This is a genomic window from Amycolatopsis sp. DSM 110486, from assembly GCF_019468465.1.
Lineage (GTDB): Bacteria > Actinomycetota > Actinomycetes > Mycobacteriales > Pseudonocardiaceae > Amycolatopsis.
On the sequence record NZ_CP080519.1, the window covers coordinates 3,407,607 to 3,422,502 of the forward strand.

Below are 14,896 nucleotides of genomic sequence, written 5' to 3' on the forward strand. Positions count from 1 at the left end.
CGTCTCCACTGCCTCCCTGCTGAGGTGGCAGAGCCGGGAAGTTCCCCTCCCCAGTACCCAAAGGACGCGCAGCCGACGCACCGGGTTGCGCGGGAGCTTCGGCCGAATTCATGACAGCGGCGGAATCGGGCTTACCGCCCGTTCCGGTCACGAGCCCGTAGGCGCCGAAGCCCACCAAAGCCAGTACAACGGCGCTCCCACCAGCGGCAATGCGGTTGCGGCGGCGCAGCGTCAGCCGGCGCGACTCGCGGACGACGTCGTCCTTCGTGAAAGACGGAGGCGGCACCGCACCGGGCAGGCCGGAGAACAACGACTCCGCGTCATGCTCATCCATTGGCCTCCACCTCCCGTTCCAGCACCTGTCGCAGGTTCGCCAGGCCCCGTGCGGTCTGGCTCTTCACGTTGCCCTCGCTGCAGCCCAGCGCCTTCGCCGCGGCAGTCACGTCCAGGCCCTCGAAGAACCGCAGCACGAGCACCGCGCGTTGCTTCGGCGGCACTTCCTTCAGCGCCGCCAGCAGGTCTTCCCTCGTCGCGACGCGCTCGGCCAGGCCGGGCGTGTCCGGCATCGGTTCCGGCATGACGTCGGCCTGCCACTCCCGGCGCCACGGCCGGCGCGACTCGTCGATGACGGCGCGCACGAGCGTTTTGCGCACATACGCGTCGGTCGCGGCGCGGTCCCTGATCTTCTTCCACCTCCGGTGCAGGGCGACGAACGCCGTCTGGGCGAGGTCGTCGGCCTTGTGCCAATCGCCACAGAGCAAGTACGCGGTCCGGCGCACGGCGTCCCGCTTCGCGGAGAAGTACTCCGCGAACTCGTCTTCGTCGCGCTGGTCCACGCGGTCCGCTGCTCCGCTCTTCTGCTCATCCGTCCTCAAGGACGGAACCGGGGGCGTCCACGGTTGCACGAGACTGCCGATTCCTTCCACCCCCCGCCGCATTGATCGCGCGGGTGGCGGTGTGATGTGATCGCGGCGTGACCTCGACTCCGCTCGATTTCCGCTCCGACACCGTCACCCGCCCGGATCGGCGCATGCGGGCCGCCATGGCCGAGGCCGAGGTCGACGACAACGTGATCGGCACCGACCCGACCATCGCCCAGCTCGAAGAGCGCGCCGCCGCGACGCTCGGCATGCCCGCCGCGCTGTGGACGCCGAGCGGGACCATGGCGAACCTCATCGCGCTGTCCGTGCACCTCAAGCGCGGCGACCGCTTCCTCGCGACGCGCGGCGCCCACGTGCTCACCAACGAGCTCGGCTCCGCCGCGTGGCTCGCCGGCGGCATGCCCGACATCCTGGAGCACGACGCCGGCCCCGGCCGCCCGACGCCCGAGCTGTTGCGCGCCTCCATCGGCAACCCCGGCCCGTATTTCACGCTGCGCACCACGCTGCTGTGCCTGGAGAACACGCACAATGCGGCCGGCGGCGCCGTCACCCCGCCCGAGGAGCACGCGCGGCTGGTCGCCGTCGCGAAGGAGGCCGGGCTCAACGTCCACCTCGACGGCGCCCGCATCTGGCACGCGGCCGTCGCGCTGGGTGTGCCGCCGGCGACGCTGACCGTCGGCGTCGACAGCGTGAGCGCGTGCTTCAGCAAGGGCCTCGGCGCGCCGGTCGGCTCGGTCGTCGCGGGCAGCGTCGAGTTCGTGGAGCAGGCGCGCCGGATGCGCCAGATGCTCGGCGGCGGCGTGCGCCAGGGCGGCATTCTCGCCGCGGCCTGCCTGGTCGCGCTGGAGAACGTCGGCGAGCTGGCCGAGACCCACGAGCGGGCCCGGCGCCTGGCCGCGGGCCTGGCCGAGCACGGCTGGGGCGTCGCCACGCCGGACACCAACATCGTGCTCGCCGAGGTCCCCGACCTGGGCGTGGCCCTGGAGTGGCTCGGTTCGCTCGGCATCCAGGCGCTGCCGATGGCCGGCAAGGTGCGCTTCGTGCTGCACCGCGATCTCGAACCCACCGCCGTCGAAGACGCGCTGCAGCGCATCAAGGCGGGCGCGCGATGAACTGGATCGTCTTCGATTACGGCGAGGTCCTCTGCACGCGCACCACCGCGCTGCCGAAGCTCGCGGCCACGATGGGCGTGCCCGCCGAGGAGTTCGAGCCCGTGTACTGGGCGGTGCGCGAGCCGTACGACCGCGGGTCGAGCGACCTCGCGTACTGGACGTCGATCGGCGACCGCCTGGGTGCCCACGTGGACGACACGATGTCGGAGGAGCTCACGGCCATCGACGTCGCAGGCTGGTCGAACCTGGCGCCGTCGTCGCTGGAGCTGCTCGAAGCGCTGTCGGAGGCCGGGGCCGCGCTGGCGCTGCTGTCGAACGCGCCTTCGTCGTTCGGCAAGTGGGTGCGCGAGCAGAAGTGGGCGAAGCTGTTCCGCGTCACGCTGTTCTCGGGTGACGTGAAACTCGCCAAGCCCGACGCCGAGATCTTCCGGCTGCTGCTGGAAAAACTCGACGCGAAGCCGGAGGAGTGCCTGTTCTTCGACGACCGCGAGTCCAATGTGGAGGGAGCGCGCGCCGTCGGCATCCGGGCGCAGCTGTGGGACGGCGCCGAGGCCGCCCGCGCCGCGCTCGACTGAGGCCTCACCTTCGCGACCCGGCCGCCCACTCGGCGTCAACTCGATCACCTAAGCTATGCGCGTCCTGACCGATCTTCTCCGGTAGGTGCACTGTGGCCGACCACCTCGCGCCGGTCGACTTCGACCGGCCGAGCAACGCGCGGGTGTACGACGCCCTGATGGGCGGCCGTGACCACTACGCCGCCGACCGCGCCGTGCTGCGCCAGATCCTGGAGCTCGCGCCGGCCGCGCAGACGATGGCGCAGGAAGTGCGGCAGTGGCTGGTGCGCGCGGTGCGGATGCTCACCGACCGCCTGGGTATCGACCAGTTCCTCGACCTCGGTTCGGGCTTTCCGACGGTGGAGAACACGCACCAGGTCGCCCAGCGCGTGAACCCCGAGGCGCACGTGGTCTACGTCGACCACGACCCGGTGGTGCAGGCCCACGGCCGCGCGGTGCTGGCGGAGAACGACTACACCCACATGGTCGGCGCCGACCTGCTCGACCACGAGCGCACGCTGGCGCACCCGGACGTGACGGCTCACCTGGACTTCGAGCGTCCGCTGGGCCTCATCCTGTGCGCGGTGGTGCACCACATCCCCGACTTCGCCGTGGCGCAGGCGGTGGTGAAGGCCTACGTCGACGCGCTCGCGCCCGGCTCGTACCTCGTGCTGCTGCACCAGTACAACCCCGCGGACGGCAGTGCGGCCGCCGAGCTGGCGACCTCACTGCAAGCCCGCTTCGCCACCACCGGCCTCGACACGCTCTACCGCACGCGCGAGCAGATCACGTCGCTGTTCGACGGGCTGGAGCTCCTGCCGCCCGGCCTGACCCACCCGCACCTGTGGTGGCCGGGCGGCCCGCGCCTGGCGCCGCTCACGCCGACGAACTTCACGACGCTGGCCGGGGTGGCGCGGGTTCCTTAGTCCACTGTGGAGCGTCAGGCTCGCCGGAAACACGAGTCGACGAAGTCGAAGATCAGCTTTTCCACCTGGTCCTTGGTTTTGGGGTCCCGCAGCATGTCCGTGCCGTGGGTCCCGCCGGGCAGGATCTCCAGGTGCTTGTCGGCCGCGGGCGCTCCGGACGCTTCGTAGAGCTTCTTCACCTCGCCGATCATGTTGCCGCTGTAGTCGTCCGGCTCGACGGCGAAGAACGCCGGCTTGGTGACCTTGCGGATGGCCGCCACCGAGTCACCACCGCAGTTGCTCGGCGAGGACAGGATCAGCAGGCCCACGAGCTGCGGTTCCTTGGCCGCGAGCCGCGCGGCCGAGCTGCCGCCGCAAGAAGCGCCGCCCAGCAGCATCGACTTCGCGCCGCAGCGGTGCAGCTCGGCGAGCGCGGCGCTGGTGTCGGTGTCGAAGTTGCCGGTTATGGAGCCGTTGTTCTTCTGCGCCGCGCCGTGGCCGCGGTACTCGAACACCATCACGTGGTAGCCCTTGGCGGCGAGCTTCTCCGCGGTGCCCAGCCACGAGCAGATGTAGTAGCCGGACTCGTGGTCGAGGAGGATCCCGCGGTCACCGGACCCCAGCTCGATCGCCGGCAGGTGGAAGCCGTCCGAGGTGGTGAGGCTGAGCACCTGCGGGTCGAACCGGTCGGGCACACAGGTGTTGACGGGGAAACCCTGCGCGGTCTTGCGCGTACGCTCCGGCACGGTGACCTCGTACGGCGGCGGCGGGGTGGCGGGCAGCCGTTGCGTGGAGGTGACCGGCGCTGTTGTTGAGGCCTGCTGCGTCGAGGTCTGCTGCGCCGACTGGTCAGGGGCGTTGGCGGTGGCGTTGGTGTTGGCCGAGCAGGCCGTGACGGCGAGCGCACACAGCAGAGCCAGCAGCGACCCGGCGGTTCGAGTGGTGGTCATCGGTCCTTCTTCGGCGGAGCGGTACGCGCTCCACGGTGGCGGACCGATGTGAGGAAGCGATGAGGATCACGTCAGGGTGCGAACACGCCGATGCGGCGCCCAGCCGTCGTGGCCGGTCGCCGCACCGAAGGTCGGGGCCCCCTGAAGTCCGAGCTGTCAGCGCCCGATGCGCTTCGCGTCCTTCTTGCCGCTGATCGCGCCGTAGGCCGCGGTGCCCAGGAACACCACGCCGCCGATGATCGCGATCCACAGCACGGCCTTGAACACGAAGCCGATCACCGCGCCGAGGACCATGAAGGCGATCCAGGCGACGATGAGCCCTCCGACGATCTTCCAGAACATGGCTCCTCCATGACGTTTCCGCGCCACGCCGGCCCGGTGCTGTCCAGCGTGCCACCCGCGGCGCGAAAACTCTCTCGTCCAGGCCAACGTTCAGGGGGATATCCGGGTTCCCCCTGACCGGTTCACCTGAGCCATTCCCCCAGGCGGCGGACCCCTTCGTCGACGTCCTCGGTGGCCCCCGCGAACGAGAACCGCACGAACTTCCCGCCGTCCACCGGGTCGAAGTCCACCCCCGGCGCGATGGCCACACCCGTGTCGGCGAGCAGGCGCTGGCACCAGCTGAGGCTGTCGTTGGTGTACGCGGAGACGTCGGCGTACGCGTAGAAGGCCCCTTCGGCGGGGGCGAGCTTGTCGAGACCGATTTTCTTGAGCCCGGCGAACAGCCGATCCCGGTTGCGGCGGTAGTGCTCCACGTGCGCGTCGGCCTCCGCGTACGACTCCGGCGTGAACGCCGCGACGGCCGCGTGCTGCGCGATCGCGGGCGGGCAGATCGTGAAGTTGCCCGTGAGCACGTCCACCGCCCGGTGCAACCGCTGCGGCACGAGCATCCAGCCCAGCCGCCAGCCCGTCATGGCGAAGTACTTCGAGAACGAGCCCAGCACGAGCGCTTCGCGGCCGTACTGCCACGCGCAGTCGAGCTGCTTCTCGTAGGAAATGCCGTGGTAGATCTCGTCACTGACCAGCTGCACCCCGTGGGACGCGCACCAGCCGGAGATGGCCGCCAGCTCCCCGGGCGGCAGGACCGTGCCCGTCGGGTTGCTGGGGCTCGCCACGATCAGCCCGTCGAGCGGCCCCAGCTCGTCGAGGAGATCGACGGTGGGCTGGAAGTTGGTCTCCACGGTCGTCGCGAACTCCACGACCTCGCAGCCCAGGACCTTCAGCAGGTTCCGGTACGCCGGGTAGCCCGGCCGCGCCATCGCCACGCGCGCCCCGGGGTCGAACGCGCTGAGGAAGCTCAGCAGGAAGCCACCAGAGGAGCCGGTGGTCATCACCACGTCCTGCGCGGTCACGTCGACGTCGTACATCCTGCGGTAATGCCCCGCGACGGCCTCACGCAGCTCCGGAATGCCGAGCTGCTCGGTGTAGCCCAGCGTGTGCTCGTCCAACGCCGCCTTCGCCGCCCGCCTCACCGCTCCCGGCGCGGCCGCCGACGGCTGCCCCGCCGCCAGCGACACCAGGTCCCCGTGACTGCGCTGCCTCGCCTGCGCCGCGGACAGCACGTCCATCACGTGGAACGGGGGAACACCGGCCCGCAGCGCGGGCCCACCGAAAGCACCGATGTCGACCATGCGGCCAGGCTAACCTGGGGCGGCGATGCCGTGCCTATCGCTGGTCAGTACCCGCGGTACGCCCCACCGTGCGCCATCGCCGCGATACCGGGCACGTTGCCCATCGACCCGTACCGGTCGAGCGAGTACCGCACCCCGGCGATGATGTTGTCGACCGGGTTGTAGATGTTGTCGTGCCCCGGCAGCTTGTGCGCCTGGAACGTCGAGTCGATGCACTGCATCAGGCCCTTGGACGGGTGCCCGGCGGCCGCGTTGGAGTTCCCGGTGAGGAACACGTGGTCGCCCTCGCGCGCGGTCCAGGTGCCGAGCTCGGTCGTCACGCACCAGACGTCGGCGCGCCCGGCCGGCTCACGGTGCAGGAACGCCCCGGTGACCACCGGGTTGTTCGCCCGCACGGCAGCCTCGCGGCGCCACGTCTCATGCTCACCCGTGCGATCGGTGACCGACACACGCGGCCGAGCGCCGGAGAGGTAGACGGCCAGCGTGATCGCCTCGAGCACCTCGCCCGGCGCCTGGTAGATCGTGACCTTCGGCTTGGTGTACCCGGGGCGCAGGTGCCGCGTGCCCTCCGCGTCGGTCACGGCCTCCAGCCACGCTTCACGCTGCGCGGTCGACATCGCCAGAACCTGTCGCACAGCCTCGGACTTCGGATTTCCCGCGCGGTGCAACAGGTCCTGCGCGTAGTCGTAGTCGATCCGGAACTGGTGCCGGGGTCCGCAGCCACCGCGGTCGTCGACGTACACCGCGTGCGGCACGCCGTCGAGCAGCTCATGCAGCTTCGCCACCATGTCCTTTTTGGACTGTACGATCGAGATCGTCGGCCGGTGGCGGCGCGTCTCGACGTGGCCGTCACCCGCGATCCAGCCGAGGATCGCCGCCTCGCGCACCGTCACGTCGAGCGCCGAGTCCGTGTCGGCGGGTGCCGCGAGCAGGATCCGGTCACGACTGCCGACCTCGTCGGTCGTCACGAAGCGAGCTTCGTCGGCGTGGACGTTGCGCTGCGCTGCCGCGACCACACCGTGGATCTTGCTGCGGTGCACAGCCACCCCGTTCGCGGGCGCGGTGCTCGCGCGCGGTTCCCACCCGCATTCCGGGCAGACAACCAGACCGTCGTTGGCGACCGCGACCCGCGGCAGGTTCAGCCAGCGGTGGTTCGGCGTGGTGGTCGCCGCCCAGCGCGAGTTGGCCAGGGTGACGAGCGACGCGTTCTCGTGGTGGACCACGCGCGTGACACGGGTCCACTCGCTGCGCCGGGTCTGCGGGTTGTAGCCGATGGTCTCGTCGCCGACCTCGACGTCGTGGTGCTTCAGCAGCCCACGCCGCGTGAGGATGGCCGTGTCCAGCGGCACGCAGTCCCAGTTGTTGATCGCGTTGGGGTTACCGCCCGATTCGTGCTGGATGATCGCCCAGATGTTCTTGACGTCGGCTTCCGTGACGTTCACGCCGTTGGCCTGAAGGATCTTGATGGCCTCGTCGATCCACTCCTGCACGTTGCCCGGAGGCGGGGACCCGGGCGGGCCGCCACTGGGGCCGAGGCCGCCGCCCCCACCGCCACCGCCGCCTCCTCCGCCGCCCCCACCGCCGTGGTGGGAGGGGGTGTGGAGGCCGCCGGTGCTCTGGGGGACGGTGCCGTCCTTGCCGGGCAGGGGGACCTTGTCGTAACCGCCCTCGATCTGGGTTTTCATGAGGGTCTGCGACTGGCCGATCATGGTGTTGGCCTGGGTCAGCAGTCCCTGCACTTCGCCGTCGTACTGCGTCGTCAGGTTGTTGATGTCCGTCTTCGCCGTCGCCTTGATCTGCTCGACGGTCGGGCTCGGTCCGGGCTTCTTCTCGTCTGCCGCGGTCTTGGCCGCGGCTGCCGCGGCGTTCATGTCCGTCTGGGCCTTCTGGTTGCGGGCGTTGACCGCCTTCTCCGCATCCCCGAGCTTGCCCTGAGTGACCTTGGACTTGATGTCGGCGAGGTTCTTCGCCAGGTTCGTCAGGTCGGTCGCCACGTCGCCGAGGTGGGCCTCGACCTTGGCGCCCGCGCTGCGGACGGTGCGGACGTAGTCGAAGAAACTGTCGGCCGCGCCGCCGGACCAGACGCTGCTGTCGAGCGCCTTCGTGGTGTTGTCCAGTGCCTGCGAGTGGTCGGCCGCGTCGGTGGCGGCGCCGCGGAACTGATCGGCCGCCTTGTTGATGGCGTCCACGTTGAGTTTGGCGACTTGGTCTACCTTGTCCGTGAACGCTTTCCAATTGTCCGGAGTCCCGGCACCGACCCCATCCAAAGCCACTTGACGCTCCCCCTGCTTTTGTTCCCGCGAGCCTGCTTTGTCCTATTTGCGGCAGTGCCTCAGCTGTCGACGTGAACGGTGAGGTCGCTCTTGCCGACCTCGTCCATTTCGGTCATCAGACCGGCGGCCTTGCGCATGGCGAACGCAAGCGCGTCCATGTGCTGGCCCGCGGCGTCGAACTGGCTGTGCACACCGTTCTTGAACTCACCGACTGCGCTGTGGGCGTCCTGCGAGCCGGGCATCCCGCCGAACGGGCTGTCCTTTTCGTGGTCCATGCCGGTGAGCTTTTCCTTGGACTTCTGGTATTCGTCCTTCAGCTTCTCGACCTGTCGCGCCGCGATGGCCATCGAGTCGACGTCGTAGACAGCCACGGTCCGCTCTCCCCTTCACGAAAACCAACATCCGACCGATCAGACGTGGGCATGACCAGGTCGGTTCCCGGCCCACTTTAAGACCTCGGCCGCACTCCCGGTACGGATCTTCGACGAATCCACCCCGGCGTGCCAGGAACGGTTCACAAACCCGCCTGCAGCTCGTGCACCCGCTCCACAAGCACCGCGTTGTCCGCCGGCGTGACCGTGGCCCACGTGTGGCCGTCGGAGTCGTCGGTGAGCTGGAAGAGGTAGCGGCCCGCGTCGGTGTCGAAGAAGGCCGTGGGGTGGGGCGAGCGGCGGATAGTGCCGTCGCGGAGGGTGCGTTCGGCGGTGAACTGGCCGCGGGCTTCCTGGCCGAGCAGCATGCCGGCGAGCTCCTGGGCTTCCCACAGGGCGAGGCCGTGGTCCTCCAGCACCGTGACCAGGGCTTTCGGGTCGCCGCCGGCTTTGGTGTCGGCGGCGACCAGGGTCGCGTGGGGCACGGACACGCTCTGGCCGACGCCTGCGGACAGCTCCCCGGCGACGGGCACGGCGGCTTCGGCCAGCGCGCCCTCGTCGGCGGGGATGAGCCAGACCTCGTCGCGGTCGACGACGGCGAGCACGGCCTGGCTGCCGCGGCTGACGGCGCGCCCGTGGATCTCGCGGTCGGCCCAGACCCAGACGTCGAGGGCGTACTGCGGGCGTGACAGCAGGTGCAGCTGGTCGAACAGCTCGCCCGACGCGCGGCGCCCGCGCGCGAGGCGGCGGCGCGAAAGTCCCTCCCATACCTGTTCGATCAACGCAGCGCGTTCGGAATGGGTGCGGCCCGGTGAGGGCACGCCGAGCGCGGCCGGGCGGCGGCCCAGCTCGAGCGACTCCCACAGGACGTCGAACTCGAGCGTCGAGAGGACGAGGTTCACGCGTCGTCGCCGATCACGTCGTCGGAGACCAGGCGGGGGTCGGTGAAGAGGTCCTTGTCGTCGACGCCGAAGCGGCGCACGTGGTCCGCGTCGTCCTCGTTCTGCGTGGCCGCGGGGGCGAGGAACTTCGCGTCGCCCGAGGGCTGCTTGGGCTCGATCTGCTCGGTCTTGCGGAGCGCGATCGCCTCTTCCTCCGGCAACTCCACCGGAAGCGGACGCACGGGGCCCTTCGATGGTGCACCACCGAAACCCCGGCCCTGCCGTTCGCGATCGCCGGCCAGCGCACCGCCGGCCACGCCCGCGCCGAGCGCCGCGGCACCCGCGCCGAGCTCACCGGCCGACGCACCCGGCCGCGGCGGCGCGGCGGGACCGCCGACGCTCTCCTCCGGCACGACGGGTGACTGCGGACCACTGCCGACCATCCGGCCCCGGCTCAACGCCGGGTCGCCACCACCGGTCCCGCCGCCAGTCCCGCCGGCCGGACCGCGGCCGAGCACAGCGTCAGGCCCGGTCGACGAACCACCCGGCGCAGCACCACCAGAACCAGCACCACCGCCAAAACCAGGGCCGGCACCAGGCCGGCCCTCGAAACCAGCACCGAAACCGGGCCCACCACCCCGAACCGGCCCACCGAACCCGGGCCGTCCAGGCGCCTCCGGCTGACCGCCACCCCGCGGCATTTCCCAACCAGGCGGAGGCGGTGGCGTCGAAGGCCGGCCAGAGACGGGCCGAGAAACAGGCCGACCGGGAGCCGAAGCCGGCGCTGTGTACCCAGCCGACCCACCCGATCCTCCCGAACCGGCCGACCCACCAGCGCGCGGCGGCACCGCGATCCCGTACGCCGGCGTCGGCGGATCCACCGCCACCCGGTTCGCCATGGGCTGCACCACCGACGGATCCACGTGCCGCGACTGCACCGACGCCGAAGCCGGCCGCACGCCACCGTCCGGCGTCACGTCGACCGCCGAACCCGCCAGGTCGAGCACGCTTTTGCGCCCGTCCGGCTGCGTCATCGACAGCGACTGCGGCTGGCTCAACGGCTCCGACGACAGCAGGTTCTCGCCGCTCTGCTGCGCGTACGCGTTCAACGCCTCGAGCGCCTGGCTTCGTGCGTTCTGCGCGGTGTCGACCGCCGTCGCGTGGTCGGTCTCGAAGCCGATGAGGCTCAGCACGGAGTCGCCGAGCGTGTAGCCGCCGGCGCCCTTCATCAGGGTGGCGGGGTCGGGCAGCTTGAACTTGGTGCGGTTGAAGGCCTCGCCCTGGGCGAAGAGCAGCTCGGCGGTGTTCGACACCTTCCGCATGGCGTCCTGGGAGAACCCGGCCTGGTCGGTGAACACCTGCCCGGCCGCACCGCCCGCCTGGCTCTGCCACTCGACGCCGAGCTGCGTCAGCTGCGTGCGCAGCGCCTGGTCGGTCTCGGCGAGCGCGGTCGCGACGGCCTTCAGCGCGTCCACGGCCGTGCCGATGCTGCCGATGCCGTCGCCGTCGGAGAACTTCCGGATCTCGTCCGCGAGGGACGTGTCCGTCCACCCGTCGAAGCGCTGGTCGCGGATCTTGCCCGCGAGGTCGGAGATCTCCACGCGCCCTCCTAGGTCCGTGTCTTGAGGTACTGCAGCGCGAGGTCGGCCGCCTGCGTCGCCTGATCGCACAGCTGCTGCTGGGTGAACGCGCCGGCGGTGACCGCAAACGCTTGCGCCGCCAGCGTCTGGCCCTTCGCGACGCCGACGAGCGCCTCGCAGTCCGACGGCGTGCCGGCCGCGCGGTAGTTCGTGAGCGCCGGGTAGCCCTCGACCGCGAACGGCGCCGTGGTCATGCTGTTCTTCCGCCGCGCGCCGGTGAGCCACTCCTGCAGGTCGGCGGTGACGGTGCGCAGGTGGTACGCGTGGAACGGCTCGGTCTTGTCCGCGTCGAACACGCACGTGGGGCCGTCCTGCGGATCCGCGGCCTTGCGCGGCACGGCGTTGACCTGCAGCTCGTCGAGCTGCGCCTGGCCCAGCAGGTCGCACGGGTCCACGCCGGTGAGCGAGAGGTCGGCCGGGCGCGACGGCAACTGGGAAGCCTTCGCTGCCTGCGAAGCCGAGCTCACCGCGGTCTGCACCGGCACAGCCGTGCCGGCATCGCCGGACGAACACCCGGCCACGCCGAGCGCGAGCACCGCGGCCGCGCTGAAAGACAGAGCGCTAGTGGATGCCGTGCGCACCACGGTCCCCGAACGCCGCGGCCTTGTCGTCCTCGCTCGCCTGGTACGTCTGCGCCGCGCCCCGCAGCTGTTCGCCGAGGCGGCGCAGGTTGGCGACGTACGCCCGCGCTTCGGCCGCGTAGGAGTGATCACCTTCCGCGACGATCATGTTCCACGCCGCCACGGAGTTCACGCTCACCGCGTCGGCCGAGGGCGTGTCGATGCGCAGCTCGCCCAGGCGGGTGAGCAGCTTGTCCTCGAGCGCGTTGGCCTGCTCGTCGACGGCCTTCGCCACGTCCAGCAGTTTCTCCGGCGCCACGATGAGGTCCGCGACGCCGGGCGCGGCCGGGACGGACGACGCCAAGTCGGACAGCGGACTGCTTCCCGCCATAACGCTCCCCCTCGGTGATGTCTACGGACAGTGACCGTTCGGCCCCGCTACGAGGCTACCAACCGCCGGGTGATCGGGAAGCGAAAACTCAGGCGTTCACCGGCATGGTGATGTCACCGTTGGCCGCTTTGAGCGCGATGTCGGTGCGGTGGTGCGAGCCCGCGAGGTGCACGCGCTCCACCGTCTCGTACGCGTGCTTGCGCGCCGACTTGAGCGACTTGCCCGTGCCGACCACGGACAACACGCGCCCGCCCGCCGACACCACGGCGCCGTCCTCGCGCCGCCGCGTGCCCGCGTGCAGCACGCCTTCGAACTCGCCGCCGGTGATCACGTCGCCGGTGCGTGGCTTGCCGGGGTAGCCGTCGGCCGCGATCACGACCGTCACGGCCGCGCCGCCCGACCACTCCAGCGGCGGCTGCTGCGCGAGCTTGCCGGTCGCCGTCGCGTGCATCAGGCCGGCCAGCGGCGTGCGCAGCAGCGCCAGCACGACCTGGGTCTCCGGGTCGCCGAAGCGGCAGTTGAACTCGATGACCTGCGGGCCCTCGGACGTCAGCGCGAGGCCGGCGTAGAGCAGGCCGGAGAAGGTGGCGCCGCGCGCGTCGAGCTCGTCGACCACGGGCTGCACGATGCGGGCGACCACGTCGTCCACCAGGCCTTCCGGAGCCCACGGCAGCGGGGCGTACGCGCCCATGCCGCCGGTGTTCGGGCCCGCGTCGTCGTCGCCGACGCGCTTGAAGTCCTGCGCGGGCAGCAGCGGGACCACGGTGCGGCCGTCGACGAAGCAGAACAGCGAGGCCTCCGGTCCGTCCAGAAAGGACTCCAGGAGGACGGGGTGGCCACCGTCGAGGAGCATCAGGGCGTGCTTGCGCGCGACCTCGACGTCCTGCGTGACGACCACGCCCTTGCCGGCCGCGAGGCCGTCGTCCTTCACGACCCAGGTGGGGCCGAAGCGCTGCAGCGCGGCGTCGAGGCGCGCCGGCGTGTCCACGACCTCGCTGCGCGCGGTGGGGACGTTCGCGGCGGCCATCACGTCCTTGGCGAACGCCTTCGAGCCCTCGATGCGCGCGGCCGTGGCCGACGGTCCGAAGCAGGCGATGCCCGCCTTCCGCACCGCGTCGGCGACGCCCGCGACCAGCGGGACCTCGGGGCCGACCACCACGAGGTCGGCCTTCCACTCACTCGCCAGGGCAGCGACCGCTTCGGGATCAGCCGGTTCGACACCCATCTGCTCGGCGACCGCGGCTGTCCCGGCGTTGCCGGGCGCGCAGGCGAGCGCAGTGACGGCGGGATCGCCGGACACCGCGAGGACAAGTGCATGCTCCCGGGCGCCGGACCCGATTACCAGTACGCGCACGCCGAACAGGGTAACGGGCTCGGGTGGGCGTGGGCATTTCGCCGTCCGCGAGCGGTCTGCGCAGCACTGTCCGAAAGCGGATTCCATGCACCGTTTACCGGCTTGTCAGCCCCTTGTCCGTCCTGTGCCGCCCGCCCGACGCTTGCGGCCGTGAGGGTGGCGCGGTAGTCGTGGCAAACCCGTCGTAAAGGACGGATGCCCGGTAGAGAAAGGTCCTCCATGAAGCGCAAACGCGTGGGTGTGCTCGCCCTGTCCGGACTCGCCCTGCTCGGGGTCGCGAGCCTGGCGATCGGTCCCGCCACGGCGGCCCAGCAGCAGGTGGCGGGCACGGCGGCGCACGGGCACGATGACCCCGTGATCGTCGGACACCGGGGCGCGCCCGGCTACCGCCCGGAGCACACGCTCGCCTCCTACGAACTGGCGTTCCGCATGGGCGTGGACTTCGTCGACGTCGACCTCGTGCCGACCAAGGACGGCCAGCTCGTCGCGCGGCACGAGCCGGAGATCGGCGGCACCACTGACGTCGCGGACCACAAGGAGTTCGCCTCGCGCAAGGCCACCAAGGTCATCGACGGCGTCACGATGACCGGCTGGTTCACCGAGGACTTCACGCTCGCGGAGCTCAAGACGCTGCGCGCGAAGGAGCGGATCCCGGAGAACCGCCCGAACAACCAGCTCTACAACGGCCGCTTCCAGATCGCGACCTACCAGGAGGTCATCGACCTCACGCGGCGGCTCGGCAAGGAGCTGCACCGCACGCTGGGCACCTACCCCGAGGTCAAGCACTCGACGTACTTCAAGTCGATCGGCAACCCGACCGAGCCGAAGCTCGTCGCGTTCCTCAACCGCAACGGCCTCAACCGCTCCGACGCGCCGGTGATCATCCAGTCGTTCGAGGTGACGAACCTCAAGGAGCTGCACAAGCAGGTGCGGGTGCCGCTGCTGCAGCTGACCGAGGCCTCCGGTGCGCCGGCCGACTTCGTGGCCGCCGGTGACAAGCGCACGTACGCCGACATCGTGACGCCGGCCGGTCTGCGTGAGGTCGCGAAGTACGCGAAGTACCTCGGCCCGGACAAGGCGCAGATCATCCCGCGCGACGCTTCGGACAACCTGGGCAAGCCGACCTCGCTGGTCGCCGACGCGCATCGCGTTGGCCTGAAGGTGCAGCCGTACACCTTCCGCAACGAGAACCCGTTCCTGCCGGCGAACCTGCGTTCGTCCGCCGGCCCGACGGCGTTCGGCAACGTGTTCGCGGAGGAGGCGGCGTTCTTCAAGGCCGGCGTGGACGGCTTCTTCGCCGACCAGGCGGACACGGCGCTGGAGTCGCTGCACGATTTCCTGGGTCACTGATTTTTCTTTTGCAGCAAAGCTTTCAGCAGGCCCGTTCACCCGA

The 14,896-nt window shown here is 70.5% G+C and carries 14 protein-coding genes and 2 pseudogenes; 4 read left to right on the forward strand and 12 right to left on the reverse strand.

Annotation, left to right across the window (positions count from 1 at the left end; genetic code table 11):
* Window positions 1–326: 326 nt before the first annotated feature.
* Window positions 327–836: a SigE family RNA polymerase sigma factor gene (locus K1T34_RS16495; protein ID WP_220245142.1), complete on the reverse strand. Its 510-nt coding sequence runs from the start codon at window positions 834–836 to the stop codon at window positions 327–329.
* A 137-nt stretch (window positions 837–973) separates the two neighbouring features.
* On the opposite strand from K1T34_RS16495, the gene K1T34_RS16500 reads away from it, so the two are divergent.
* From K1T34_RS16500 to K1T34_RS16510, 3 genes are all read left to right on the forward strand, one after another.
* On the forward strand, window positions 974–1,993 hold the full coding sequence (locus tag K1T34_RS16500) for a low specificity L-threonine aldolase (RefSeq protein WP_220245143.1): 1,020 nt from the start codon (window positions 974–976) through the stop codon (window positions 1,991–1,993).
* Window positions 1,990–2,568, forward strand: a complete 579-nt coding sequence (locus K1T34_RS16505; protein ID WP_220245144.1) for an HAD family phosphatase — start codon at window positions 1,990–1,992, stop codon at window positions 2,566–2,568. Before K1T34_RS16500 ends, K1T34_RS16505 begins: the two co-directional genes overlap by 4 nt.
* A 92-nt stretch (window positions 2,569–2,660) precedes the next feature.
* Window positions 2,661–3,473, forward strand: coding sequence for an SAM-dependent methyltransferase (locus tag K1T34_RS16510; protein WP_220245145.1), 813 nt, complete (start codon window positions 2,661–2,663; stop codon window positions 3,471–3,473).
* 14 nt (window positions 3,474–3,487) lie between these two features.
* Here K1T34_RS16510 and K1T34_RS16515 read toward each other — a convergent pair whose 3' ends face one another.
* The 11 genes and pseudogenes from K1T34_RS16515 to purD all read right to left on the reverse strand — a co-directional run bounded on the left by K1T34_RS16515 (window position 3,488) and on the right by purD (window position 13,503).
* Complete coding sequence (locus tag K1T34_RS16515; RefSeq protein WP_220245146.1) at window positions 3,488–4,402, reverse strand: alpha/beta hydrolase; 915 nt, start codon at window positions 4,400–4,402, stop codon at window positions 3,488–3,490.
* Between the two features lie 156 nt (window positions 4,403–4,558).
* Window positions 4,559–4,744: a hypothetical protein gene (locus K1T34_RS16520; protein ID WP_220245147.1), complete on the reverse strand. Its 186-nt coding sequence runs from the start codon at window positions 4,742–4,744 to the stop codon at window positions 4,559–4,561.
* Between the two features lie 122 nt (window positions 4,745–4,866).
* Window positions 4,867–6,033: an aminotransferase class I/II-fold pyridoxal phosphate-dependent enzyme gene (locus K1T34_RS16525; protein ID WP_220245148.1), complete on the reverse strand. Its 1,167-nt coding sequence runs from the start codon at window positions 6,031–6,033 to the stop codon at window positions 4,867–4,869.
* Between the two features lie 44 nt (window positions 6,034–6,077).
* Window positions 6,078–6,293, reverse strand: a pseudogene (locus K1T34_RS16530) (transglycosylase SLT domain-containing protein); the annotation flags it as partial.
* 1,704 nt (window positions 6,294–7,997) lie between these two features.
* Window positions 7,998–8,306 (reverse strand): annotated as a pseudogene (locus K1T34_RS54715) (WXG100 family type VII secretion target); the annotation flags it as partial.
* Between the two features lie 59 nt (window positions 8,307–8,365).
* Window positions 8,366–8,677, reverse strand: a complete 312-nt coding sequence (locus K1T34_RS16540; RefSeq protein ID WP_220245149.1) for a hypothetical protein — start codon at window positions 8,675–8,677, stop codon at window positions 8,366–8,368.
* 143 nt (window positions 8,678–8,820) lie between these two features.
* Window positions 8,821–9,579, reverse strand: a complete 759-nt coding sequence (locus tag K1T34_RS16545; protein WP_220245150.1) for an ESX secretion-associated protein EspG — start codon at window positions 9,577–9,579, stop codon at window positions 8,821–8,823.
* Window positions 9,576–11,159, reverse strand: coding sequence for a hypothetical protein (locus K1T34_RS16550; protein WP_220245151.1), 1,584 nt, complete (start codon window positions 11,157–11,159; stop codon window positions 9,576–9,578). Before K1T34_RS16550 ends, K1T34_RS16545 begins: the two co-directional genes overlap by 4 nt.
* Before the next feature lie 8 nt (window positions 11,160–11,167).
* Complete coding sequence (locus K1T34_RS16555) at window positions 11,168–11,779, reverse strand: DUF3558 domain-containing protein (RefSeq protein ID WP_255638546.1); 612 nt, start codon at window positions 11,777–11,779, stop codon at window positions 11,168–11,170.
* Window positions 11,760–12,149, reverse strand: coding sequence for a PE domain-containing protein (locus K1T34_RS16560; protein WP_220245152.1), 390 nt, complete (start codon window positions 12,147–12,149; stop codon window positions 11,760–11,762). The genes K1T34_RS16555 and K1T34_RS16560 overlap by 20 nt, the downstream gene beginning before the upstream one ends.
* An 88-nt stretch (window positions 12,150–12,237) precedes the next feature.
* Complete coding sequence (purD, locus tag K1T34_RS16565; protein WP_220245153.1) at window positions 12,238–13,503, reverse strand: phosphoribosylamine--glycine ligase; 1,266 nt, start codon at window positions 13,501–13,503, stop codon at window positions 12,238–12,240.
* A 219-nt stretch (window positions 13,504–13,722) separates the two neighbouring features.
* Between purD and K1T34_RS16570 the strand changes: the two genes are divergently transcribed.
* Complete coding sequence (locus K1T34_RS16570) at window positions 13,723–14,853, forward strand: glycerophosphodiester phosphodiesterase (RefSeq protein ID WP_220245154.1); 1,131 nt, start codon at window positions 13,723–13,725, stop codon at window positions 14,851–14,853.
* Window positions 14,854–14,896: the final 43 nt, after the last annotated feature.

What these genes read in the sequence shown, in the direction of transcription:
- K1T34_RS16505 (WP_220245144.1), top strand. Translation starts at nt 1,990, where the DNA reads ATGAACTGGATCGTCTTCGATTACGGCGAGGTCCTCTGCACGCGCACC.
- K1T34_RS16515 (WP_220245146.1), bottom strand. Translation starts at nt 4,402, where the DNA reads ATGACCACCACTCGAACCGCCGGGTCGCTGCTGGCTCTGCTGTGTGCG.
- K1T34_RS16520 (WP_220245147.1), bottom strand. Translation starts at nt 4,744, where the DNA reads ATGTTCTGGAAGATCGTCGGAGGGCTCATCGTCGCCTGGATCGCCTTC.
- K1T34_RS16525 (WP_220245148.1), bottom strand. Translation starts at nt 6,033, where the DNA reads ATGGTCGACATCGGTGCTTTCGGTGGGCCCGCGCTGCGGGCCGGTGTT.
- K1T34_RS16560 (WP_220245152.1), bottom strand. Translation starts at nt 12,149, where the DNA reads ATGGCGGGAAGCAGTCCGCTGTCCGACTTGGCGTCGTCCGTCCCGGCC.
- K1T34_RS16570 (WP_220245154.1), top strand. Translation starts at nt 13,723, where the DNA reads ATGAAGCGCAAACGCGTGGGTGTGCTCGCCCTGTCCGGACTCGCCCTG.